Source organism: Chryseobacterium sp. R2ACT005, assembly GCF_049949215.1.
Lineage (GTDB): Bacteria > Bacteroidota > Bacteroidia > Flavobacteriales > Weeksellaceae > Chryseobacterium.
The window spans coordinates 2,070,136-2,095,702 of record NZ_CP188192.1; the positions used below are offsets into that span (position 1 = coordinate 2,070,136).

The window sequence follows — 25,567 nt, forward strand, 5'->3', positions numbered from 1 at the left end:
ATTGAGAAATCATCGACACACAAATAGTAAAATTAAAAAATAAAATTATGAAGAAGTTATTTTTAGGATTAGCATTAACTGCTGGTACATTAGCTTTTGCTCAAGAGACAGAGACAGCAACAAAAACAGTAAATGCATCACCACTAAAAAAAGATGTTCAACCCATTAGATTCGGAGTTAAAGCAGGAGGAAACTCTTCTTATTTCAGTCAGCAGAAGTTCGGGATCAATACCCAGCAACTAGGTTTTCATGCAGGTGCATTCGTTAATATTCCAATTTCAAAACAATTCAGCTTCCAGCCAGAGGTATTATTCAACCAAATGGGTGCTAAAGATGTAATGTATTCTACGGAAACTGATAATGGTGTTACGAATGTAAAGACTAAAGTACAGAGCAGAGTACAAATGAACTACATTTCAGTTCCATTAATGGTTCAAATGAGACCTATTGACAAGTTTTATATTGAAGCAGGACCTGAATTCAGTTATTTCCTTAATGGTAAAAACAAATCAGAATCTACTGTAGCAAGTACTACAGGAGGAATTACTACAACTACTGCAAGTTCGAACTCTCAGGATATCGACAAAGATATGATCAACAAATTCAATTTCGGATTGGGTCTTGGTTTAGGGTATGATATCACTTCCAACATCGGTGTAAGTGCAAGATACGTAAACAGCTTAACCAAAATTGATAAAAGCAGACCTGCCGCTGAAAACAACAACAGAGTATTTCAGTTAGGCCTGAACTATAAATTTTAATTAAAAGAACCAATTTTTTAACCCTAAGTGCAGTTATCTGCACGCATAAAATAGCCGGAAGAATTTCTTCCGGCTATTTATATTAATAGATAAATGTTTTAAAAATTATTCGAATATTCTCGGATCATCGCTGATCACTCCATCTGTTCCCATATCCTTTAGTTCCTTCAGTCTTTCTTTTGTATTCACAGTCCATGGGATCACTTTCATTCCTAATAAGTGGCATTCCTTTATCAATTGGGGAGTTACAAGATTATGTTCAGGACTGTAAATAGTGGGAGTAAAACTCAGGAACTTCATATCTCCTGCCACTCCACTGAGATGATCGGGATACATTTTGAATTTTTCTACAGGAATGTTTTTAAAATAAGCCTGCTGCTGAGCCAGTTTTTTATCATCCACTTTTTCTACCAACAGAGCTGTCATTATTTTTGGATATTCTTTATGAAGGATTTCCAAGGTTCTTGGATCAAAAGACTGGATAATCACTCTGTCCTGAATCTTTTTCTCTACAATAATTTTCATCATCAGATCTACAAATTCTTTCGGTTCCGGATGAAATATATTATCAGAGAAAGGACGTGTCTTTGTTTCTATATTATAAAAAGGCAATGGTCTCTTTAGTTCACGGGCATAAGCTTCACATGCATCTATGACTTCTGAAAAGAGAGGTTTCTGAGCCTTCATTTTCTTTTGATCAGGATAGTTATTAAGCTTTTTCAGGCCTACATCAAATGTTTTAATTTTTGCATAAGGCATTTCATAAATCTTATAATAAAAACCAGAATCTTTTGGAATATAGGTTCCATCCGGTTTTGTAACCAACTCCGGGGAAAGGAAAGCATCATGGGAAAGAATCACCTTTTTGTCCTTTGTGATGGCCAGATCCATTTCCAGGGTCGTTATATTCATTTTTAAGGCATTTTTCATTGCCGGAATGGTGTTTTCCGGGTAAAGAGATTTTCCTCCGCGGTGTGCCTGCTTATCGAAAGATTGTGAAGCGTAAAGTTGGGCAAATACCAGAAAAATACCCGTGAAAAATGCGTTTTTCATATCCAGAACTTTTAATCAGACAAAATTAAAACTCTATTATATATTGTATAATACAGGAATATTAAGCTTCTGCTACATTTATATAACAAAAAGAGCCGGGTTATAGCCCGGCTCTTTTTGTTATATGATTTCAATAAAGAAGTTAATTGAATAAATCTACCTCTTCTCCTTTTTCTACAGGATATTCTTCTGTAAAGCATCCGAAGCAGTGGTTTGCAGATCCTAAAATTTCTTTCAGATTATCAATGCTTAAAAATTCTAAGGAATCTACGCCCAAATAATTTTTAAGTTCTTCTGTGGTCATATTAGCTGAGATCAGATCATCTTTAGACGGAGTATCAATTCCAAGATAACATGGGGCAATGATAGGCGGAGAAACACTTCTAAAGTGGATTTCCTTCACTCCTGCATCTTTTAGAATTTTAACAAGTCTCTTCGATGTTGTTCCTCGAACGATAGAGTCATCAATGATCACTACTTTCTTATCCTTCATCTCAGAGATGATTGGATTCAGTTTAAGGTTCACTACCCTTTCTCTCATTTCCTGTGTAGGAACAATGAAACTTCTTCCGATATATCTGTTTTTAATCAAAACAGGACGGAAAGGGATTCCTGAAGCTTTAGAGAAACCAATGGCAGCAGGAACTCCGGAATCCGGAACTCCAATAACCAGATCAGCCTCTATAGGAGCCTGTTCCCAGATTTTCTCCCCAGATTTTTCTCTGATCTCATATACATTGATGTTTTCTAAGGTAGAGTCAGGTCTTGCAAAGTAGATATATTCAAAAGAACAGATTCTCTGCTTTCCTTTCGCCTCATCCATCATATAAGAATGAAGTTTTCCAGGTTCGTTTTCATTGGTATAAATGATCTCACCAGGAAGGATATCACGTACATATTGAGCTCCTACAGCATCCAATGCCACAGATTCTGAAGCTACTACATAAGATCTTTCATCAATAGCTCCCAAAACCAATGGACGGATTCCGTTGAAATCTCTGAATGCAAAGAATTTATTTCTGGTCATCCCCACTACGGAATAAGCTCCTTCAATCTTTTCCATTGTTGCTTTAATAGCTCCACGAAGACCTAAATCAAGGTTTTTCTGGATCAGTCTCAGGATCACCTCAGAATCAGATGTAGCTCTGAAGACTACGCCTTCAGCCTCTAATTCTTGTTTTAATTCTTTCGCATTGGTAAGGTTACCGTTGTGTGCTATAGAAAGTATAATCTGGTCATATTCGTTTTTCGCGAAAAATGGCTGGAAATTATATTTCTTTTTATCTCCTGCAGTGGTATAACGGGTATGCCCAATTGCAGAATTTCCCATAAAAGTTTCAGGTTCCTGAATTTCTTTATAAACATCTAAAACCAGTCCTTCATCTTTCATATTGGTGATTCTTCCGTCTTTTAAAACGGAGATACCACAAGCTTCCTGGCCTCTGTGCTGTAACGCAAAAAGCCCGAACTGCGAAAGAGAGAAAGTATCCAGATCATTATCCGAATACAATCCGAAGATCCCACACTCTTCATTGGGAGCATCCAGTCTTTCCTCTTCCTGAGTTCTGAAAAGATTTCTTCCGTAAGTCTGGGTTTCAAACTGTTTTAAATATTCACTTTTATGAATGTCTAAACTTTTCATTTCTATTTTTTCTAATGATTAGAAGTTAGATATTAGATGTTAGAAATTAGTCTAAGTTAACTTCAGTTTTTAATTTTTTGTTTTAAATAACAAATTGTTTTACAGAAACATACTTTCTCTGAAATCTTATTTCTGTAAAAGATTTTTAAGACGGTTGTAGATTTCTACATAAGCTTCAGTAACTTCTCCTAAGTCTCTTCTGAATCTGTCTTTATCTAATTTCTTCATAGTATCTTTATCCCAAAGTCTGCATGTATCAGGGGAAATCTCGTCAGCCAGGATAATTTCACCGTCTGAAGTTTTACCTAATTCGATTTTGAAATCTACCAGGATGATGTTGATTTTGTCAAACAGGTCGATCAGGATTTCATTGATATCCGAAGTCAATTCGTACATTTCGTCAAGCTCTTCGTAAGTAGCAGCTCCCAAGAAAACAGCATGGTGATCGTTGATAAGCGGATCTCCCAATTCGTCTTTTTTGTAGCAGATATCGAAGATTGTTACCGGAGATTTGATTCCCTCTTCAACTCCTAATCTTTGTGCCATACTTCCTGCAGAGTAATTTCTTACCACCATTTCCAAAGGAATGATAGATACTTTTCTTACCAGCTGCTCTCTTTCGTCCAATTGTTTGATGAAATGAGTTTTGATTCCTTTTTCATTTAAGTATTCAAAAATAAGGGTTGTGATTGCATTGTTCATTTCCCCTTTAAGATCAACCTGACCTTTCTTTTGAGCGTTAAATGCTGTAGCATCGTCTTTGAAACGTACTACTACTTCATCAGGATTATCAGTTGCAAATACCTGTTTTGCTTTCCCCTCGTACAACATTTCTTTCTTTTGACTCATAATTTTACTTTCTAAATTGTAGTTAGATTTATTGATTTATTTTATTATTATTCCTGTTAAGACAGCCAGCCCAAAACTCAGCAGTGTACCAATTAATACATATTCTGTAAGTTTTCTCTGTTTTGCCTGTGCAAGGTCGCTGAACCTGAAAACAGATTTTGCAGCTACCATGAAACCTACACCTTCCCAGTGATTCACCATGATAAAAGTGAAGACCAGCAGACGTTCTAAAATTCCGATATATTTTCCGGCACTTGATAAAGATTCGGTTTGAATAGTGTTGGGGCCATCCGGAGCGGGTGTCCATGATGACAATAAGATTTTGATAAAAATAGAAGCCGGTGTTGTCAAAAACAATGCAGCCATAATGAGCTTTAAAAATTCCTGATTCTGCAAAAAGCTGAAACTGAATTCCTGAAAATACAGGGAAACTCCGCCAATTACCAGTACATGCAGAAGCTGATCAATGAAAAACCATCTTTTTTTAGTCTTTACATTTTGAAATGTAAGTTTGGCCGCATCAATAATAAAGTGAGTAATCCCCACCAAAACTGCTACCCACCAAAGTTTCAGATCACAAAGTAAAATAAGACTTAATGCAGTGTGAATCAGAATATGAAAGTATAAAAACTTACTTTTTAGTTTATAGTTTTCCTTATCTGCAACCCATGAATTTGGCTGAAGTATAAAATCTCCGAGTAGATGTGCCAATATGAGTTTAATAAAGATCATGCTATAGTTCTGAGATTTTCTTTCTGAAATACTGGTTGGTTTCCACGATAAGCTCATAGTTGGCTCTCTTTAGTCTCTGGCTTATAGAAGACTGTGAAATAGCAAATCTTTTAGCAAGATCTTCCTGGGTAATATCCTGATTCATGATCATTTCATGAATGATTTCAGCAGTAGCCATAGTCCAGTTGTCAAAATCTTTTGATGACCATTTCAACAGAATATTAAGATCCCTGTCCACCGGGTCACTGGATGTTTTGATGGCAACGGTATGGCCGTCATTTTTAAGGTCATTAAGCAGTCTTCCGGAATGTACATAAGCTGTACCATTGGATTCTGTGATTTTCTCAGAAGAGAAACTTTCTTCACCAATACCGATGGCCATTCTTACATCTAAATTTTCCAGACTTTTAATAAGAGATTTTATGGCTAGAAACCGCCAGAAAACGTCATCAATATTGCATTTGAACTGGAATTCATCTCCTCTGTAGATTTCCCATGTGCCAGGAGCACTTCCCCATCTTTCGAGAAGATTTTTAAGTCTGGTAATCCAAACTTCAGTATCTGCATGCTGTGAATTTATAATATCACCGGTAATGACCGCTATCATACTGCAAATATAAGCATAATTACTTATAAATAAAAAATATAAGCAGAAACACTTATAGATATTGATTATTAGTGAATCTGCTTATATCGATTATATAGTAACCATAAGGTTTTTAAGCCCTTACCAAAAAATACAAAATATGAAAATGTAAAAACCTGATAAAACTCTTTTCATTACGTTTACTTTAACTCTACATTTTTCACTTCATTTTTAAGTAAGAAGCTATTTCCTGCTATCCGCTCATACTCCTCGCGCCTTGGCGGCCATCCTAAACTCAGCCGAAAGGCCTCTTCCTGCTGTGGGGTAACCGCTCCTATCAGGGCTAAAACAGTCATTGCGAGCAAAGCGAAGCAATCTCATCCCCCCTATTAAAAAATAAAACCTCACAGATTTTAAAAATATGTGAGGTTTAGACTTGTTACTAAAAAAGCATGGTGATCCTACACCTGTTATCTTTTAATAAACTGATGTGCTTTCTCATCAAGTTGCAAGAAATACAATCCTGTAGGAATTCCCTGTACCGAAATACTTTTCTTATTTCTGAAAGGATCTTTCTCTGTGTAGATCACTTTTCCGGAAAGATCTATAATTCGGGCTGTTTTTATTTTTTCCGTTGTTCCGCTTACATAAAGATCATTGTAAACCGGGTTTGGATATATTGTAAATTCATTATTGGCAGTAATCAGCTCTGCAGTAGACAATGTGCCACCCAGATTCTGACAGTAATTAGCCGGATAAGAATCCCATTCATTCATATTAAATGTATCTGCAGGTTTATTGATGGTACTTTTTCTATATAAAGACACATTTCCATTATTATTGGTAGTATATTTTACACCAATGGCATCTATAGTAACCGTTTTATTATAAGCAAGCTCCACGTAGTTCTGTCCTGCAAACAGCATAGGATCAGAAGCTGTAACAAATCTTGCCTGATCATTGGTATAGCATGATAAAGCAGCTTTTGGATTCAAAATAACAAAAGTTTCATTATTTCCAACCTTACCTTCCAGTTCATAGGTATCACCACTATAAATAGCTCCTGAAGAATTGTTTTTAAACTGAATATTAATTCTGTAATTATTTAAATTAACCTCATGTCCGGTTTTATTAACGATTTCCAGAGCATTATTCTTAACGAAATCTGTATTGTTTCCTGATATATATTTTGTAATCATAAGATCCGGAGCAAATGAATCCAAAGCAATTGTTGAAGCTGTCACCGTATTACTGAACGGAGACTCCAGATATGCTTTATCAAAAGCCTTCACTGTAAAAGTATAAGTTGTTGAAGGGCTCAGGTGGTCTATGCTTATAGAAGTTCCTTTTGTAACAGCTACCGGTGTTGCTGAACCATTCACATAAACCCTGTATCCTAAAACATCGGTATCAGAAGAAGCCGTCCAGTTCAGATTGACAAAATAGGCATTCTGCTGCGTTGAAGCCAAGGATCCCGGAGCTGCCGGTGCAACGTTATCGGGCGTTTCAGACCAGATCATATCAATCCATTCAGGGTGGTCAATAAATGGATTTCTGTTTTTCTGTATGGTATAGATGGCGTTATTCCGGTCAATTTCTCTTTGCGAAACAGGATCTGCAGCACTCCATTGCTTCAGCATGACAACATACGGAAGATCAACGGCTCTTTCTTCGGTTCCGTCAAGCGGACACTGATCTGTAGCCGGTGTTATGTTTGCTGATGTAGTATAAGCGGTGTTAAATGACCCCAGTTTTCCCTCATATCTTACGGCAAAGTACAATAAAGTCCTTGCGATATCCCCTTTAAACTCATTTATAGGTTCGTAAACTCTTCCGGTATATGGATAGTTTGGAATTGCGGCATTGGATATCCTCGAAGTATTGGTAAAAATATAATGATTCGTATTATTTCCTATTCCATAAGGATAATTATTCCTTCGCTGGTTAATATAAGCATCAGCAGGAATAATAAAGTTCAGATCCGAATACATAGGATAATCACTGATAGATGAACTTGTACTGAATGTGCTTTGCGGCATCATATGTTCCCTGTTATAGCCCAAACCTTCTCCTCCTGCACCAGCTATTAATTGATCTGCTTTGTATTCATAAGCATCCGGTCCCGAAGGTATTTCCGAGTAGATATCCAGCATGTACTGAGTATTGGAAGCATCATGATCATAATATTTGTCAAGATCAGTTTGATTATAGAGCACCTTCAGATCGTCATAATGCCAGTTGATCATTTTATCCGAAATAATATCGTGAAGTTTCGACTTCAGAGCATATCCTGTCAATCCTGCTGTTCCATCATAATATCCGGCAGGTACCTGCGCAGAAATAGAAGAGGAAATTAAAATGATAGGAAGTAAAATTTTTTTCATGCTTTAAAAATTGGGAACCAAAATAGTGAAATAAAAATCGTAAAAGACTGAATATTTTATTAAGAAAACATTAATTCTGAAATTATAAAAAATTGAAAATTAAACATATTATGGCTTAAATAGTATGAATGAAATAATTATTTTAGCATTCCATCAATTTGGTTATCTTTGGGCACTAACTATTATTATATGAATACAGAGACTATTGACAACATCAAAATGATAGCGGAGACGGCTAGAGAATTTGCAGAAAAGAACATCAGACCGAACATTATGGAGTGGGATGAAAGCCAGACTTTTCCAAAAGACTTATTCCACCAGTTAGGTGAGATGGGTTTTATGGGAATTGTTGTTCCTGAACAATATGGAGGTTCCGGTTTAGGTTATCATGAGTATGTTACTATTCTGGATGAAATTTCTCAGGTTGACCCATCTATTGGTCTTTCTGTAGCAGCACACAATTCACTTTGTACCAACCATATCTATGAATTTGGAAATGAAGAACAAAGACACAAATGGCTTCCTCAGCTGGCTTCCGGAAAAGTAATCGGAGCTTGGGGTCTTACAGAGCACAATACAGGTTCAGATTCAGGAGGGATGTCTACTACTGCTGTAAAAGATGGTGACGAATGGGTTATCAGCGGAGCTAAAAACTTTATCACTCACGCTATTTCAGGAGATATTGCCGTAGTAATGACAAGAACAGGAGAAATAGGTGCTAAAAATAACTCTACAGCTTTTGTTTTAGAAAAAGGAATGCCTGGGTTCACTTCCGGGAAAAAAGAAAATAAGTTAGGAATGCGTGCTTCAGAAACAGCTGAATTAATCTTTGATAGTGTACGTGTACCGGATTCCCACCGTTTAGGAGAAGTAGGTGAAGGTTTCAAGCAGGCTATGAAAGTATTGGATGGTGGTAGAATTTCTATCGCTGCACTAAGCTTAGGTACTGCAAGAGGAGCTTATAAAGCTGCTTTGAAATATGCAAAAGAAAGACATCAGTTCGGAAAGCCTATTTCAGATTTCCAGGCAATCAACTTTATGCTTGCAGATATGGCTACAGAAATTGATGCTGCTGAGCTTCTTATTCAGAGAGCTTCTACCCTGAAAAACGCAAAACAGAAAATGACAAAAGAAGGAGCTATGGCTAAACTATATGCTTCTGAAGCTTGTGTAAGAATTTCCAACAATGCAGTTCAGATTTTCGGAGGATACGGTTATACAAAAGACTTCCCGGCTGAAAAGTTCTATAGAGATTCTAAACTTTGCACAATTGGTGAAGGTACTTCTGAGATCCAGAGACTGGTAATTGGAAGAGATATTACAAAATAAATCTTTAAATCCCAATACAAATGATTAAACAGGCACTGTTAGGTGAATTTCTGCACGAAACTGAAAACACCAGAAAAATTTTACAGGCAATCCCTGACAGCGCATTAGACTGGAAACCGTCTGAAAAAAACTGGACAACCGGACAGTTAGCCTCTCACATTGCTGAAGTTTACAATTGGTACGAATCCACTTTCAATCAGGACACTTTTGATATGGGTGCGTATAAGTATGACAAAGGAGATATTTCCAAAGCGGAAAATATCCTAGCAAAATTTGAAGAAAATGTTGCCAACGCACAGAAAGTTCTGGAAAACTCGGATGAGAATACTTATTTCAATGAGTGGAAAATGGAAATGAACGGAAACGTACCTTTTCCGCCATCTCCAAGAATCCAGGTGGTAAGAGGTTTTCTTTATAATCATTTGTACCATCACAGAGGGGAATTAGTTGTTTATTTAAGATCAACCGGAAACAAAGTCCCTGGACTTTACGGCCCTACTGCTGATGATAAATTCTAAGTAAGGATTATATAAATATACTAAGCTGTTTCATTTTGAAACAGCTTTTTTTGTAGACAGAATGTAGAATAGATGACAGCAGTTATCAAAATTTAATTCACTAACATTCTTGCATATAATTAAATAATTAACAAATTTTATTGTCTCATTTTAATAAATTAATAAAGAAATATATCTATTTTATTTTTTAAAAAAAATTAAAGTACATTTCATCATTTCATTTTTCTTTTATTAATAAGCTTTTTCAATTATATTCAATGTACTGCATAGTATTCTAAGTCGATATTCTAAATTTCTCTTAAAAAATTTTGTTTTTGATAATATATTTTTCATTAGCTTTGATATTCCACAATCAAATTTAATATTTAATATGAAAAAACAATTAACGCTGATTGGAATGCTCCTTATTTCGGGTATTTCTTTCGCACAGACTGACCGTCTTTGGTCTGAAGGTTCCAGAAAAACTTCATCAGAGATTTTTGAAAACAAAACAGGCATCAGCAATCCTAAGGTTTACAACCTGGACATCAACGGATTGAAAAATGCTCTTGCAAAAGCTCCCAAAAGACTGGCTGTAGGCGAAAAATCAGAACTCATCATCTCTTTTCCAAATTCTGAAGGCAGAATGGAAAATTTTAAAGTGAGGGAGAATTCCAATTTTGCTCCTGAGTTGGCAGCAAAATATCCGGATATCAAATCCTATGTAGGACAAGGTCTGGATGATCCTAATTCCACAGTCTATTTCAGTGTTTCCCCACTAGGACTGTCATCAATGGAAATTTACGGTGATAAATCTGCAGTTTTCATTGAACCTTACACTAAAGATCTTTCTTCTTATGTAGTGTACAGAAAATCTGACAAAAAAGATGATCTTAACAAGTTTGAATGTACAGTAGTAGACGCTGCACAGAAAGGAGTTTCCAACTCTGCTCTTGCTGCAAGACCTAACGCTGATGATGCCAAACTGAGAACGTTCAGACTGGCACTGTCATGTACCGGAGAATACACTACTTATTTCGGGGGTACAAAAGCTCAGGCTTTAGCGGCAATGAACACCACAATGACCCGTGTAAACGGTGTTTTTGAAAAAGACTTCGCTGCAAGAATGGTTCTGATCGCTAATAACGATGCTGTAATCTACACCAACGCATCTACAGACCCTTATTCTGCAGCTTCCGGAATGAGCAGCTGGAATTCTCAATTACAAAGCACTTTAACTTCTGTAATTGGTGAAGCCAACTATGATATCGGACACTTGTTCGGAGCTTCAGGAGGCGGTGGAAATGCAGGCTGTATCGGCTGTATCTGTACAAACGGATCAAAAGGAAGCGGATATACTTCCCCTGCAGATGCTATTCCTTCAGGAGATAATTTTGATATCGACTATGTGGCTCACGAAATGGGACACCAGTTCGGAGGAAATCATACATTCTCTATGAACAATGAAGGAACAGGTGTCAATATGGAACCAGGATCAGGATCCACAATCATGGGCTATGCGGGAATTACCAGCCAGGATATTCAACCGCATTCTGATGCATTCTTCCACGCGATAAGTATCCAGCAGATCACTAATAATATTAAAGCTAAAACCTGCTCTGTCAATACCAATACAGGGAATTCAATTCCTACAGCAAGCGCAGGCTTAGATTATACAATTCCAAAAGGAACTCCATTCGTACTGACTGGTACAGGAACGGATGCTGACGGAGATTCTCTAACCTACATCTGGGAACAAATGGACAATGCTTCTTCTTCACAAACAGGAGCAAGTTCAGCTGCCAGTGCAACAAAAGCTACAGGACCGAACTTCAGATCATGGACCCCTACCACTGCACCTGTAAGATATTTCCCAAGAATGGCTTCTGTATTAACAGGTGCAACCACTACAGCCGGGTCTGAAATCACGGTAGAAGCACTTTCTTCAGTGGCCAGAACATTAAACTTCAGATTTACCGTTCGTGATAACAAGGCAGGAGGTTCAGGAAACAATTCTGACGATGCGGTAATCACAGTTAATGGAACTGCAGGACCATTCAATATCACTTCACAAAATTCAGCAACAACTTACGCTGGAGGAAGCTCTCAAACCATTACATGGAACGTGGCAGGAACTACAGCTAATGGTGTGAATGCAGCCAATGTAGATATCCTTTGGTCAACAGACAGTGGAAATACATGGACTACTCTGTTGGCAGGAACACCAAATGACGGTTCACAGGCAGTTACTATTCCTAATTCTACTACCACTACAGGAAGAATTATGGTAAAAGGATCAAATCACATTTTCTTTGATGTAAACAATGCCAACATCTCTGTAAATGCAGGTTCCGGAACTGATACCGTTGCTCCTACAGCTCCTACCCTTGCTGCTTCAGGAACTACTGCTACAACAACTAACCTTTCATGGTCAGGTGCTACTGATAATGTAGGGGTTACCGGATATGATGTATATCAAGGGGCTTCATTAATAGGTTCTACAGCTTCTACTACATATACTGTAACAGGACTTACTCCATCAACAACCTATTCTTTCTCTGTTAAAGCAAAAGATGCAGCAGGAAACGCATCTGTTTCCAGCAATACAGTAAGTGTTACCACTCTTGCAGGAGGAAGCGTTTCATACTGTTCTTCATCAGCATCTAACACAGCAGATGAAAGAATCGGAAATGTAACATTTGGATCTATTAATAATACTTCTACAGGAACAGCTGGTTACGAAAACTTCACTTCAGTTTCTACCAATGTAACAAGAGGAAGTGCTTATACGATCTCCGTTACTCCGGTTTGGACCTCTACAAAATATAGCGAAGCATATGCTGTTTATATTGATTACAACGGTGATGGAGACTTTACAGACAGTGGAGAATTAGCATGGACAAAAGCAGGATCTACAACAAGCCCAGTAACAGGATCTATCACAATTCCAGCTACAGCAACTGTTGGATCTACAAGAATGAGAGTAATGATGAAATACAGTTCAATACCTACTTCATCATGTGAAGCTTTCACGTATGGCCAGGTTGAAGATTACACTCTTAATATCGTTTCTTCAGGAAAAGGAGATCTTCAGAATACAAAAGATCTGATCACAGATATTAAGCTTTATCCAAACCCTGTAAGAGATGTACTTTATGTTTCCAATACAACTTCAGAAGACTATAAAATCTTCGATATGGGTGGAAAACTAATTGACTCAGGAAAACTTCAGAGAGGCTCTGTGAACGTAAGCAATCTAATTAAAGGTGCTTATATGCTTCAAATTGGAGAATCAACTAAAAGATTTATTAAAAATTAATAACTTTTAAAATTAAACGATGTGAAAAAACTGCCCTTTACGGGGCAGTTTTATTTTTGCAAAATGTAAAATATTATATTAAATGCATTTATGAATGTAACTAATTTCATAAATTTTTTTTATTTAAAATAAAATAACTAGTATTTGAGTTTTTTAATTTAAATTTATCGAACAATAATATTCTTTTGTTGTACCGTTTACCCAGTTTGTATTTAAGGGAGCTCCGAAGTCGTTTTTTGAACGTCTGATACAGTTGCTTCTCTCGACCCTATTTTGGCTGAATTGATCTTTCAACAATTTACTGCCAGAAAAAACTATTATTAAGGCAGATTCCGATCATTTTTTGAACGGAAAAACATTAATAATATTCATATCAACATTTCCACTTAAGATTTTTGTAAAGAATGATGTTTCAAAAAGGCAGCCCCTTCTAATACCTCTGATTTTTAAAATAATTTAAAAATTTTTATATGAAACATTTATTTAAGTACCTCTTTTTTTTTACTATTACTTCGTTCTCTATTGCCTGTAATTCGGATAGAGATGATGAAATAGACATCAATCCGGATGTCACAACCGTATTCTACAAAAATGCTGATGAACTGGCGACAACTTATGACCCCAACAATACGGCAAGCCAGCCTCTTAGAAACCAAGCCTATGATCTTTATAAAAGAGGAAAATGGAGCGAGCTGGAATCACTTTTTAAGGCTAATAATTTAAACGGCGGATGGCCGCCTGCAAACGGAGGCTACAATATCGTTGATGATGTTGCATTACAGGTTGGACAGAAATTTGACAGATACAGCGGTGCTGTAGGCAGTTATAACGGAACAGGTGTTCCTACTTTGGGAGGAAGTTTTACAAGTCCTATCATCAACGGATATACCTATACGTTTACCCAAAGAGCATTAAACCAGCCTGAAGACAAGTACGACTTCTATTATGAGATTGATGTCTTGAACAATTCAATGCAGTTTAAAACACAGACAGCAGACATTATTCCTTGGTTTAGCCAGGCGGGTAAAGGAAAGCAAACCATGTGGAAAATTCCGATTGACATCAACACTGGTTATCAGAAAACGTGGAATAAGCTAGCAGAAGAAGGCTATATAAAAGTTACCATCAAGAAAAGTCCAAGCGGAAAATATCCTAACTTAGTGGGCACAGTTATTCAGCCATAAATTCATTCAGATGTATTCAATATCAAACAAAATAAACATTACTAAAAAAGCTTCAGTTACAAAAAGCACTTTCATTAATGATGAAGCGCTTCCAGCAGCCATTACCACTTTTACCTGCTGTAATTGCGGTCATGAAAATACGGTTGAGATAAAGCCCTACGAATCAGGATTTCCAATCTTCCAGATGTACAATGAAGACAAAATAATATCCAAAGATGAATTATTAAAACACGGAATCGTCAACGGAACTTCTCAAAGAATGCTTCATTTTGGAGAATTGACTGTTAATGATCTGCCTACCTTATATTTTGGGACAGATTGTTCTTCCTGTCATTCAAAATACATCTGCGTATTCAGCTATGGAGAAAAACAGCCGGGACTAATGATATTGAGTATCTCCGGCGTTTGGAAATATGAATAACTAGAATCATTTTACTGAATATAATAAAAGTCTACAACCTTCAAGTTGTAGACTTTTTCTTAATTTAGCAAACAAACTAATTTGAACCGTGAAAAACTTCTATAAATGAAAAAAATAATCTTATTTCTTTTTACTCTATACTTTGGATCTTCATTTTCACAAAAAACACTCGCTAAATATCCGGAAGGTCAGTTTCCTTATAAAGGAGGTACCATCCAGTTATCCTCAGAAATGCAGGACTATTTTCTGAAAAGCGGATCTAAGCCATGTGATAAAAATGAAATGTATTTTGTAAGTCTAAAGATTGATGAGAATGGCAAACCTGCTTTAATAAAGAAGAAAAGTGATGAAAGCATCATAGAGAAAAACAAATGCGCTTTTACTCTTGTGGTAAAATCTTTAGGAAGCCTGAAAAACTGGCAGCCTGCAGAACAAGACGGGAAAACAATTCCGGCTTATTTTGATTTTCTGTTTCAGCCGAAAGATTTTTTTGAAAATTACAAACCCGATTATGATATCATTAAAGCATATCAATCTGCTGATATTCCCGGTGGAATGAAAGCTTTTCGAAAAGATGTCCTTGAAAGCTTATATAATTATTTAGATTGGGAATCTTACAACCCTAAAGGAACATTTATTATATCTTTTGCAATAGATGAAAATGGAGACATCGTCAATGTAGATCTTGAACCCAAAGTAGAAAACAATAAAATTCTTCTTGAAGATGTAAAATTTGCACTAAAAAAAATAAAAGGAAAGTGGAGCCCTGCAAAAACTAAAGGGTTGCCAGTAAGTTCATGGTTTAGAATGCCTATAAACTTTAATTCACGGGAATAAAATAAAAACACTGGATAGTCTGCATTTTTGGATTCCATATTTTACTCTTGTACATTTCACATTTTACAAATCCTTTTCTATCTTTGTGGGAAATAAAAAAATTCATGGATAAAATTGATAGTCTGAACCAAGTAGCAGAATTCCATACTACTTTCAAAGCCCCTATTTTAGATACTCCGCAAATTCCTTCTCCGGAAAGATGCAATCTGAGAGTAGAACTTTTACAGGAAGAATTGAACGAACTGAAACAGGCAATTGCTGATAATAATATTGTAGAAATTGCAGATGCATTGTGTGATCTTCAGTATGTTTTGAGTGGTGCTGTGCTGGAATTCGGACTTGGCAGCAAATTTGTAGAGCTATTCAACGAAGTTCAGCGTTCCAATATGTCGAAAGCGTGTGATAATGAAGAGCAGGCAAAGGAAACCGTTGAATTCTACAAAGAGAAGGAAGTAGAATCTTTTTATGAAAAGTCCGGAGAAAAATTTAACGTTTACAGACAGGCGGATCATAAAGTATTAAAAAACAAATACTACTCTCCTGCTGATTTAAAATCAATTATCGAGAAATAATTATGAAAAAATTTATTACCAATATTGTTGCCATTTCAAGCTTACTTTTAGCTGCACAACAGCTTAGTGCTCAAAAAGTAGTCGTAAACCGTGAGGTTGAAACTCAGAAAGACGGCAAAATGCTTTTAGGAAACCAACTGAAGGAGCAATTTTTAAAAGCTCCCTATGCAGATTGGTATGTAAAAGAACATGATGAATATGCTCTTGACCAAAAAGCAGTCAGTGAATTGAAAAAAGAGAAAATCGGTACCTATGACATTATTGTTTTTATGGGAACATGGTGTGAAGACAGCCACAGAGATTTTCCAAGACTGATGAAAATATTGGAGGCCGTAAACTATCCGGAAAATAAATTAAATATTATTGCCGTAAACCGTAAGAAAGAATCTCCTACCGGGGATGAAAGTCTTTATAATCTTCAAAAAGTCCCTACCGTTATCCTGAAAAGATACGGAAAAGAGATTGGAAGAATTGTAGAAATGCCTACTACAGGCTATATTGAAAGAGATTTGGTTCAAATCCTTAAAAAGAACGATTCCTCTGTTATTAAAGAAATTTTTAAATAGATTTTGAGAAATTATAGAACAATCCTGTCTTTTGCAGCTGGTGCCGGCGCTATGGTGCTTCTGTTTTTTGGTCTGAAGTCCTGTCTGAACCTTGGAACTAAAACAGAACAGTCGGATTATTATATCCTGACCAATCAGATTTCCAAGATGAATAAGATGGTGGTGATGGAACAGAACACTTCCAGTATGCAGAAAACCAAAATGGGTTATGAAGTATTCGGGAAAGAAGTTTCCAGCAACAGCATTATTACGTATACAAAGACCAATGCACAGGTTTCTTATGATCTTAATAAAATGAAGATCGAAGTGGATTCCATCAACAAAAAACTGGTTATTACAGAATTACCTGATGCTGAGATCAGAATTACACCAAGTGTTGAAATTCAATCTTTAGATGATTCATTCATAAACCGTATTTCGGAGAAAGATATTAAGAATGTTACTGCAAAGGCTAAAGAAACGGCAGAAAAATCAATTGATCAGAATCAGTTGAGAAATGAGGGCCGTAAACAGCTGATGGAAAACCTTAATAATGTTTTCGTTTTAGCGAAAGCACTGAATTATACCATTGAGGATAAAACGGGAAAAATTGGTATTCTGGGACTTTAGGATAAAATATTTCTGTTTGGCAGACCCTTTGAATGATATTATCCATATTGTTGAAATTTAAAATTCAAAGTCATGGATAAAAAAGGAAAAACCAACAAGAAAGAATCTGCCAACACCGCAGAAACCCAAAAGCAAAATCAGGATTTCCAGAATATTCCTGCAGCAGCAAAAAAGACCAATCCACCTGATATTGATAAAGAAGACATTCAGAAGTCTTCAAAAAACAAGTCAGGAAAAACGGACAATACGAAATAACGAAAAGAGCTGTTAATGCTTATTGGTACTAAAAAACAAAAAGTTCCGTCTCATATGAGGCGGAACTTTTTTTCTAACTATCTAATTGAACTTTTTTGTTTTCTATACAATCGTCGATTTTCCGATCTTGATATTTTCAAAATTGTAATATGATTTTTCAGAATATCTGATATGGTCGGCGATAAAGCTTCCCACTTCACTTGTTGAGTAATATTGTTTCGTATTAAGATCAATCGTGACATATTTGTTTTCAATAGCATGTTCTACAGATTGTCTTAATTTATCTGCTGCAGCCTTTAAATTAAGATGATCCAGCATCATGGCCACACTTAAAATAGAAGCAATAGGATTGGCAATTCCTTTCCCTTTGGCCTGAGGATAAGATCCATGGATAGGCTCAAATAAAGCATTTTTTTCCCCTACCGAAGCAGACGGCAGCAATCCGATAGACCCTCCAATTACACTTGCTTCATCAGAAATAATATCACCAAACATATTTTCAGTCAAAATCACATCAAAATGCTTAGGATTAAGAATCAGCTGCATAGCTGCGTTATCTACAAACATATAATCAAGCTGTACATCAGGATATTCCAGAGCTATTTCCTGGCACGTTTTTCTCCACAACCTTGAAGTATCCAGCACATTAGCTTTATCAATAAGAGTAAGCTTTTTCTTTCTTTTCTGAGCTTCCTGAAAGGCCATGTGTGCAATCGGAATAATATCTTCACGGCTGTATTTACAAACATCATAGGCATAAGCGCCTTCCGGATCTGTAAATTTCTCACCAAAATAGATTCCGCTTACCAATTCTCTGAAAATCTGAATGTCAGCCCCTTCAATAATTTCTCTTTTGAGCGGACTTTTATCAATTAAAGAAGCATATGTTTTCAAAGGACGGATATTAGCAAACAATCCCAACTCTTTACGGAGTTTCAACAACCCTTGTTCCGGTCTTATTTTTGCTTCAGGATTATTATCAAAAACCGGATCGCCAATAGCTCCGAAAAGCACAGCATCAGATTCCTTACAGATTTTCAATGTCTCTTCAGGCAAAGGATTTCCTGTCTTGAAAATTGCTTCTGCACCGATTAATCCATAATCAAAATGGAATTTACATTGAAAAGCTTCAGCAATGACATCTAATATTTTAATGCTTTCACTGATGATTTCCGGGCCGATCCCATCTCCGGGAAGAACCGCGATTTTAAAATAATTGTTGCTCATTTGCTTTTTGTGTCTTTAATTCAAAATTTGTGATGGTCTGTTTTCTGCTGATTAAAAAATCAATATCGTCATAGCCGTTCAACAGACATATTTTTTTATAAGAGTCTATCTCAAAAGTCTCCGTTGTATCTTTAAAGCTTACTGATTGCAATTCCACATCAATTGCAATCTCATTGTCAGGATTTTCATTGATTCCTTCTAAAATTTCTTTTAAAAACTCTTCAGAAACTTTTACCGGAAGAAGTCCGTTATTTAAAGCATTTCCTTTGAAAATATCAGCGAAATAACTGGAAATAATTACTTTAAACCCATAATCTGTCAAAGACCAGGCTGCGTGTTCACGGCTGCTTCCACATCCGAAATTATTTCCTGCAACCAAAATCTGGCCACTGAATTTAGGATTGTTTAAAACAAAATCCGGATTGGGTTCTCCTGTATGGATATTGAATCTCCAGTCTCTGAAAAGATTTTCTCCAAAACCTTTTCTGTCTATACTTTTCAGGAATCTTGCAGGAATAATCTGGTCTGTATCTATATTTTCTGCCGGCAATGGAACTGCTCGGGATTTTAAAACAACTAATTTTTGCATGTATTCTACATTGTTAGACTTTGAACAACAAAAGGCACAAAAGTTTTTTTCACTTCAGTTTACTTAAAGAAAGGATAAAAAGAACCCCTATAAGAAATTCGCATAAGAATGAAAATCAAATATTTTCAAAAAGCTTAAGTGCTCTTTTTATGCAAGCGAATGATAATTTCTTCTTACTTAAGTGTTACAACCTTTTGTGTCTTTGTGGTTCAAACATAATTTAAAATTACTTTTAGTTTAAACTTTCAAAAGCTGAAATTTTGCCTTCTATTGCGGCTTTTGCTGCAGTAAGAGGACTGGCAAGAATAGTTCTTGAACCCTGTCCCTGTCTGCCTTCAAAGTTTCTGTTGGAAGTGGAAACACAATATTCACCTTCCGGAATTTTATCATCATTCATGGCCAGACACGCCGAACATCCAGGCTGACGGATCTGAAATCCTGCCTCATTGAATATTTTATCCAATCCTTCTTCATAAATCTGTTTAACTACCTGTTGAGATCCGGGAACAATCAGAGCTTTTACCGCTTCTGATTTACTTTTCCCCTTAATATACTGGGCTGCAGAACGGAAATCCTCTATTCTAGCATTGGTACAGCTTCCTATGAAAACATAATTAACTTTGATGCTGTTAACTGTCTGTCCAGCCTCCAGTCCCATATATTTCAACGCTTTCTCTTCGGATTCATTCTGCGGTACCGGAATAACTTCGCGGATTGAAATACCCATTCCCGGATTTGTACCGTAAGTAATCATCGGATAAATATCTGATGCATCAAAATTCAGTTCTTTATCAAATGAAGCTCCTTCATCTGTTTTTAAAGTTTTCCAGTACTCTACTTTTTCCTCCCAATCTTCTCCTTCCGGCGCAAATTTTCTTCCCTGAACATATTCAAAAGTAGTTTCATCAGGAGCAATCATTCCACCTCTGGCCCCCATTTCAATGCTCATATTGCAGACTGTCATTCTTCCTTCCATTGACATTTCTTCAAATACATTACCTGCGTATTCACAGAAATATCCCGTTCCGCCATCAGTTCCTATTTTTGAAATGATATAAAGAATCACATCTTTAGGTTGAACATTTTCATTCAATTTACCATTGACTGTAATTCTCATTGATTTTGGCTTGTTCAGCAATAAACATTGGCTGGCAAATACCTGAGCCACCTGACTGGTACCAATTCCAAAGGCAATAGATCCAAATGCCCCATGGGTAGAGGTATGGCTGTCACCACACACAATACTCATTCCCGGCTGGGTAACCCCCAATTCCGGAGCAATGATATGAACGATTCCCTGATATTGATGTCCCAATCCGAAAAGTTCAATATTGTTTTTCTTACAGTTTTCCGTAAGCTGTTCTACCTGATTTCTTGACAGAGCATCTTTAATGGGCTGTTCCTGATGTAAAGTAGGTACATTGTGATCCGCAGTAGCTACAATCTGTTCCGGTCTGAATATTTCCAGATTTCTTGATTCCAGCTCTGCAAAAGCCTGAGGACTGGTTACCTCATGAATAAGATGTTTGTCTATATAAATGATCTGAGGTCCGTCAGGGATGGTTTCTACCACGTGAGCGTCCCATACTTTATCAAAAAGTGTCTTTTTACTGTTGTCCATTTTTACTTTTATCTTGATTTTAAAATCAAACCTATCCTATTTTTCTGCTGAAAGACTCCATCATCAGGCTCAGATCATCATTGCCTATTTCTTTTTTAAGGTCGGCGATTTTCAAAAATTCCTGATACAGATAGTCCAATTCATTTTTGGTAACCTCATATCCGATATGCTTGAAACGGTAAGCCAATGCTGAACGGCCGCTTCTTGCTGTAAGAATAATCGAAGAAGCATTCACTCCTACTTCTGCAGGATCTATGATTTCATAAGTTTCCCTGTTTTTGATGACGCCATCCTGATGAATTCCTGAGCTGTGAGCAAAAGCATTGGCTCCTACAATCGCTTTATTGGGCTGTACAGACATTCCCATCAGTTCGGAAACCATTGTACTCATTTCATTCAGCATTCTGGAATTCACATTGGTATGCAGATTCAGATCTTTATGCTGTTTTAAAATCATGACGACTTCTTCCAATGCTGTATTGCCAGCTCTTTCTCCTAATCCGTTGATGGTACATTCAATCTGACGCGCTCCGTTGATAGCGCCGGCAATAGAATTGGCAGTAGCCAGTCCAAGATCATTGTGGCAATGGCATGAAAGCACCGCTTTTTCAATTCCTTTTACATTTTCTCTCAGATACTTTATTTTCTCACCATACTCTTCCGGCAGGCAATATCCTGTGGTATCAGGAATATTCAAAACAGTGGCTCCTGCTTTGATTACTGCCTCACAAACTCTTGCCAGGTATTCATTGTCTGTTCTGCCTGCATCTTCAGCATAAAATTCTACATCCTCCACATAAGTTTTGGCATATTTTACGGCTTCCGCTGCTCTTTCAATAATATCTTCTCTTGTCGAGTTGAATTTATATTTAATGTGAGAATCGGAAGTTCCGATTCCGGTGTGTATTCTTGGTCTTTTTGCAAACTTCAGTGCTTCCGCTGCGGTATCAATATCTTTTTTATTTGCTCTTGTCAGCCCGCATACTTTAGCTTTTCTCACCAGTTTCGAAATTTCTGAAACAGATTCAAAATCTCCCGGACTGGAAATTGGGAATCCCGCTTCAATGACATCAATCCCTAACTCATCAAGCCTTTCAGCAATAATCAGTTTTTGTTCCGTGTTCAGTTTACATCCCGGAACCTGCTCGCCATCTCTCAGTGTTGTATCAAAAATTTCAATTTTTTCGGAATCCATAAGTGAAGTTTTTTACTTAATTTTGGTTCAAAACTACGGGTTGCTATATTTTTTCATTTTCATTTTTTTTGAAAATTACAATATTCAACAGTTGAAAAAACAATCGTATTCATTTATTAATCAGTATTTTAATTTATAAAAATTTACAATGGCAGAATTGCAGAAAGATTTTTTGTTTGTATTGGTAAAGTCATTGACCACCTCTGAAAAACGACAGTTCAAGTTATATGTGAACCGTCTCGGAATTAATGTAGATGCCAAATTTCTGCTGCTCTTTTCCGAAATGGATAAGATGAAGGAATATGATGAAAGTATAATTATTGAGAAAAAAATCTCTACCAAACAGCAGCTTTCCAATCTTAAAGCCCATCTTTATAAACAGATCCTCGTAAGTCTCCGTATGAACCCGAGTCATCAAAACTATAGAATTCAGCTTCGTGAGCAGCTCGATTTTGCCAATATTCTGTATCAGAAAGGACTTTACAAGCAGGCTCTGAAGATATTGGACAAAACCAAGCAGTCTGCATTGGAACTGGATGAAAAAAGTATTGCTTCTGAAATCATAGACCTTGAAAAAGTAATTGAATCACAATTCATTACCCGAAGTATTGAAGGCCGTGCTGAAGAGCTTATCAAGCAATCTCAGGAGATCAGCAAACAGAACCGTTACACCACAAAACTGTCTAATCTTTCTCTGAAATTATACAGTGAAATGCTTACCCACGGCTATGTAAAAAATGATGCAGACCGGCAGGAAGTAATGGATGTTTTTAATGCCCAGATTAAAAATATAAACCCTGAGAAGCTAAACTTCACAGAAAAACTTTGGTACTATAAAGCTCATGTCTGGAAAAACCAGCTTTTGCAGGATTATAAATACACCTTGAAATATGCTTATCAGTGGGTTGACCTTTTTCATAAAAAGCCTGAAATGATCTACAGCCACCCGGTTTGGTATATCAAAGGGAATACTTATCTGTTGAAAATCCTGTTTTTATATGGAAATATTGATATTCTGGAGGAGCATTTCGCGAATTTCAATAAAATGGTACATGCTGAGAATTTTATCCAGAATGAAAATCTTCAGTCCCTTATTTTTCTTACCCATTACAATACGCTGATGAATATTCACTTTGTAAAGGGGGAATTTTTCACAGGAACCAAGCTTATTCCTGAAGTGGAATTAAAAATGGAAAAACTCAGAGAAAGAATAGATGAACACCATTTTATGATTCTCTATCTGAAAATGGCGGCCATGTTCTTCGGCAGTAAAATGTTTGACAAGTCTATTGAGTATTCTATGAGGATCATAGAATCTAAGGGAAATGTACAGGAAGATCTGCTGTTTCATACCAGGATTCTGATTTTAATGGCAAAATATGAGTCAGGCAATGATGAAGATTATGATGAATTTATCGCTTCTACTTTAAAGTTTGCCAAAAAAATGAAAAAGCCTGAAGAGTTTCATTTTGAAAGTATTCAGTTTTTTAAGAATCTTAATAATCAGGTATTGGATCAAAGGCAGAAAGCGTTTGAAAGTTTTGATAAAAAGCTGGAAACATATTCTAAAAATGAATATTACAGACGGTCATTATTTTATATTGACATCCATGGATGGATTAAATCTAAAGTCCAGAATGTAGATGTCATCGAGATTATCAAGCAGAAAGTAAAGTATAAAAGAAAGCATTAAATAAAATAACACAAACACTTAATTTATAAAGTATTATTGCGTTTATTTCATGTAAAATCAAACACCAGATCAGCTGTTTTCTTTTTAATATACTCTCACAGAGTTAGTATTAACAGGTCGCTCCTCTGGAGCTTTATTTTTATGAAGACTTCATCTTTTTTTCTATTAAAAGCAGATCCCGATGGGATCAAATCCAACTCCAATGGGAGTTAACTGTTAATAGGACGTATTTGTTTTAAAATTATAGCTCCAGAGAAGCGACCTGATAATTATGCTTTGATTCAACAGACAAGAAATGATTTTATTTATACATATTCTCTATAAAATTCAGTGCATTTTTATGGCTGATCTTTTCTACCAACTCAGTTGAAAACCGCTCTTCAATTTCTTTATTGACTGCCGGATATACCGAAGCGTTGGAATGTTCAGGAAAGAAAAAAGGATGACGGGATGTGTCCGGATGATCCTTCCAGTAAAAATAATCTGCACCATAGGCTATACTATCCTCTCCGCCAAGATCAAGTCCGTATTGAATATGCTCATAAAGTCTTTCAGGATGTTCAATATCAACATAATCTTTGATAAAATTCAGGCCAATCAATCCTTTTCTGTTAATCACTTCCTTCGCCAGTTCATCAGGGAGATTTCTATTGTTTTTATAAACAGTTCTGTAATTGGAATGGCTTGCAAGAATAGGAATTGAATAATTTCTCTGATCAATATAAGTGAAAATATCATAAGCCAGCTGATCACTTGTGTGAGCTAAATCAATGGCAATTTTCCGGTTAGAAATATAGTCGATCAGTACTTTACCATCGTCTTTCAAGCCTGCTGTAGCATTATTCCCGCCTCCAAAACGGTTTTCCAGATGATGCGTAATTCCGATATAAAAGACTTTTTCAGTATTTTCAATAATTGTCTCCAGGTTTTTAAATCCGGATTCCAGGCTTTGGTTTTCATCACAGAAAGCAGATGCATTTTCGATAGAAGCGATGACTCCTACCCGATTTTTATTTTCCGGATTGTTAAAATTATCATTGTTAAAAAGGAAAAAATTCTCGTTTTTGATAAGCTTTGAAAATAATTTGCTTTGTTCCAGTCCGTGAACCGTACTGTTTGCACCTGTTCCTGCATACATTGCCATCACCTGAAGCTTTACATTTCCATCCTGTAAATAAGGCAGCGAACAACCTATTTCTTTATCATCAAGCGCTGAATCTGATCTTAAAAGGTAATATAAAAGATCACAATGTAAATCGATGTTTATCCTGTTCATAGGGATTGTAATTTTTGAAATTAATATGTATTGGATTCTGATTGAATAGGGTCTATTGTATTTCAGGAATTTATAAAAGACAAGTACAATTTCTTTTCCTCATTTATTCTAACCTTTTATTATTGTATCAATATCCTGTATTCATCGGATTAAGATATTACTTTTAATCTTCTAAACTTATATTTTTATTCTTTTTGTAAGATTTAAAATTTCTATTGCTTTTTCTGTAATCTATTTAAAAACAAACCCGAGAAAACGACAAATTCCAGTTATACTAAGGCAATAAAAGTGACAGAATTATTTTCTGAGAACACTGCAATCTAAAGCATATGACTCCCAAACGTTAAAAATCTTTCTATTTTCGATATTA

The 25,567-nt window shown here is 36.2% G+C and carries 23 protein-coding genes; 12 read left to right on the top strand and 11 right to left on the bottom strand.

Annotation, left to right across the window (positions count from 1 at the left end; translation table 11 throughout):
• The first annotated feature begins 47 nt into the window (after positions 1 to 47).
• A complete protein-coding gene (locus ACPF63_RS09560; protein ID WP_077417512.1) occupies positions 48 to 761 on the top strand; it encodes a porin family protein in 714 nt (237 codons plus the stop codon).
• 105 nt (positions 762 to 866) lie between these two features.
• Here ACPF63_RS09560 and ACPF63_RS09565 read toward each other — a convergent pair whose 3' ends face one another.
• From ACPF63_RS09565 to ACPF63_RS09590, 6 genes are all read right to left on the bottom strand, one after another.
• Positions 867 to 1,814: a glycerophosphodiester phosphodiesterase family protein gene (locus ACPF63_RS09565; RefSeq protein ID WP_426482832.1), complete on the bottom strand. Its 948-nt coding sequence runs from the start codon at positions 1,812 to 1,814 to the stop codon at positions 867 to 869.
• A 142-nt stretch (positions 1,815 to 1,956) separates the two neighbouring features.
• Entirely contained in the window at positions 1,957 to 3,456 is a 1,500-nt protein-coding gene (purF, locus tag ACPF63_RS09570; RefSeq protein WP_077417516.1) for an amidophosphoribosyltransferase, read from the bottom strand.
• Positions 3,457 to 3,582: 126 nt separating this feature from the next.
• Complete coding sequence (purC, locus tag ACPF63_RS09575; protein WP_027372243.1) at positions 3,583 to 4,305, bottom strand: phosphoribosylaminoimidazolesuccinocarboxamide synthase; 723 nt, start codon at positions 4,303 to 4,305, stop codon at positions 3,583 to 3,585.
• Positions 4,306 to 4,341: 36 nt separating this feature from the next.
• Positions 4,342 to 5,037: a DUF3307 domain-containing protein gene (locus tag ACPF63_RS09580; protein ID WP_426482833.1), complete on the bottom strand. Its 696-nt coding sequence runs from the start codon at positions 5,035 to 5,037 to the stop codon at positions 4,342 to 4,344.
• 1 nt (position 5,038) lies between these two features.
• Positions 5,039 to 5,644 carry a SatD family protein gene (locus ACPF63_RS09585; RefSeq protein WP_047384977.1) on the bottom strand — a complete coding sequence of 202 codons (606 nt, stop codon included), beginning with the start codon at positions 5,642 to 5,644 and terminating at the stop codon, positions 5,039 to 5,041.
• Positions 5,645 to 6,093: 449 nt separating this feature from the next.
• Entirely contained in the window at positions 6,094 to 8,007 is a 1,914-nt protein-coding gene (locus ACPF63_RS09590; RefSeq protein WP_426482834.1) for an endonuclease, read from the bottom strand.
• Positions 8,008 to 8,196: 189 nt separating this feature from the next.
• On the opposite strand from ACPF63_RS09590, the gene ACPF63_RS09595 reads away from it, so the two are divergent.
• The 10 genes from ACPF63_RS09595 (at position 8,197) to ACPF63_RS09640 (ending at position 17,596) form a co-directional block, all read left to right on the top strand.
• Entirely contained in the window at positions 8,197 to 9,336 is a 1,140-nt protein-coding gene (locus tag ACPF63_RS09595; protein WP_077417523.1) for an acyl-CoA dehydrogenase family protein, read from the top strand.
• A 20-nt stretch (positions 9,337 to 9,356) separates the two neighbouring features.
• Positions 9,357 to 9,854 (top strand): DinB family protein, encoded by a 498-nt coding sequence (locus ACPF63_RS09600; RefSeq protein ID WP_426482835.1) that lies wholly within the window; start codon positions 9,357 to 9,359, stop codon positions 9,852 to 9,854.
• A 370-nt stretch (positions 9,855 to 10,224) separates the two neighbouring features.
• Positions 10,225 to 13,152, top strand: a complete 2,928-nt coding sequence (locus tag ACPF63_RS09605; RefSeq protein WP_426482836.1) for a reprolysin-like metallopeptidase — start codon at positions 10,225 to 10,227, stop codon at positions 13,150 to 13,152.
• A 470-nt stretch (positions 13,153 to 13,622) separates the two neighbouring features.
• Positions 13,623 to 14,336 carry a hypothetical protein gene (locus ACPF63_RS09610; RefSeq protein WP_426482837.1) on the top strand — a complete coding sequence of 238 codons (714 nt, stop codon included), beginning with the start codon at positions 13,623 to 13,625 and terminating at the stop codon, positions 14,334 to 14,336.
• 10 nt (positions 14,337 to 14,346) lie between these two features.
• Positions 14,347 to 14,757, top strand: coding sequence for a hypothetical protein (locus ACPF63_RS09615; RefSeq protein WP_426482838.1), 411 nt, complete (start codon positions 14,347 to 14,349; stop codon positions 14,755 to 14,757).
• Positions 14,758 to 14,862: 105 nt separating this feature from the next.
• On the top strand, positions 14,863 to 15,594 hold the full coding sequence (locus ACPF63_RS09620; protein WP_426482839.1) for a hypothetical protein: 732 nt from the start codon (positions 14,863 to 14,865) through the stop codon (positions 15,592 to 15,594).
• A gap of 104 nt (positions 15,595 to 15,698) precedes the next feature.
• Positions 15,699 to 16,166, top strand: coding sequence for a nucleoside triphosphate pyrophosphohydrolase family protein (locus ACPF63_RS09625; protein ID WP_047374946.1), 468 nt, complete (start codon positions 15,699 to 15,701; stop codon positions 16,164 to 16,166).
• 2 nt (positions 16,167 to 16,168) lie between these two features.
• Positions 16,169 to 16,732, top strand: coding sequence for a TlpA family protein disulfide reductase (locus ACPF63_RS09630; RefSeq protein WP_077417535.1), 564 nt, complete (start codon positions 16,169 to 16,171; stop codon positions 16,730 to 16,732).
• Positions 16,733 to 16,735: 3 nt separating this feature from the next.
• Positions 16,736 to 17,341 carry a DUF4230 domain-containing protein gene (locus tag ACPF63_RS09635; RefSeq protein WP_047422912.1) on the top strand — a complete coding sequence of 202 codons (606 nt, stop codon included), beginning with the start codon at positions 16,736 to 16,738 and terminating at the stop codon, positions 17,339 to 17,341.
• A 72-nt stretch (positions 17,342 to 17,413) separates the two neighbouring features.
• Entirely contained in the window at positions 17,414 to 17,596 is a 183-nt protein-coding gene (locus ACPF63_RS09640) for a hypothetical protein (protein WP_180563709.1), read from the top strand.
• Positions 17,597 to 17,698: 102 nt separating this feature from the next.
• Here the strand turns inward: ACPF63_RS09640 and leuB are convergent, their stop codons facing one another.
• The 4 genes from leuB to ACPF63_RS09660 all read right to left on the bottom strand — a co-directional run bounded on the left by leuB (position 17,699) and on the right by ACPF63_RS09660 (position 22,228).
• Positions 17,699 to 18,823, bottom strand: coding sequence for a 3-isopropylmalate dehydrogenase (gene leuB / locus ACPF63_RS09645; protein ID WP_426482840.1), 1,125 nt, complete (start codon positions 18,821 to 18,823; stop codon positions 17,699 to 17,701).
• On the bottom strand, positions 18,804 to 19,412 hold the full coding sequence (gene leuD, locus ACPF63_RS09650; RefSeq protein ID WP_047374956.1) for a 3-isopropylmalate dehydratase small subunit: 609 nt from the start codon (positions 19,410 to 19,412) through the stop codon (positions 18,804 to 18,806). The genes leuB and leuD overlap by 20 nt, the downstream gene beginning before the upstream one ends.
• A 232-nt stretch (positions 19,413 to 19,644) precedes the next feature.
• Positions 19,645 to 21,033: a 3-isopropylmalate dehydratase large subunit gene (gene leuC, locus ACPF63_RS09655; protein ID WP_426482841.1), complete on the bottom strand. Its 1,389-nt coding sequence runs from the start codon at positions 21,031 to 21,033 to the stop codon at positions 19,645 to 19,647.
• Positions 21,034 to 21,064: 31 nt separating this feature from the next.
• A complete protein-coding gene (locus ACPF63_RS09660; protein ID WP_426482842.1) occupies positions 21,065 to 22,228 on the bottom strand; it encodes a 2-isopropylmalate synthase in 1,164 nt (387 codons plus the stop codon).
• 148 nt (positions 22,229 to 22,376) lie between these two features.
• Between ACPF63_RS09660 and ACPF63_RS09665 the strand changes: the two genes are divergently transcribed.
• Positions 22,377 to 23,921, top strand: coding sequence for a hypothetical protein (locus tag ACPF63_RS09665; protein ID WP_426482843.1), 1,545 nt, complete (start codon positions 22,377 to 22,379; stop codon positions 23,919 to 23,921).
• 301 nt (positions 23,922 to 24,222) lie between these two features.
• Here ACPF63_RS09665 and ACPF63_RS09670 read toward each other — a convergent pair whose 3' ends face one another.
• Positions 24,223 to 25,197, bottom strand: coding sequence for a dipeptidase (locus ACPF63_RS09670; protein WP_426482844.1), 975 nt, complete (start codon positions 25,195 to 25,197; stop codon positions 24,223 to 24,225).
• Positions 25,198 to 25,567 lie beyond the last annotated feature (370 nt).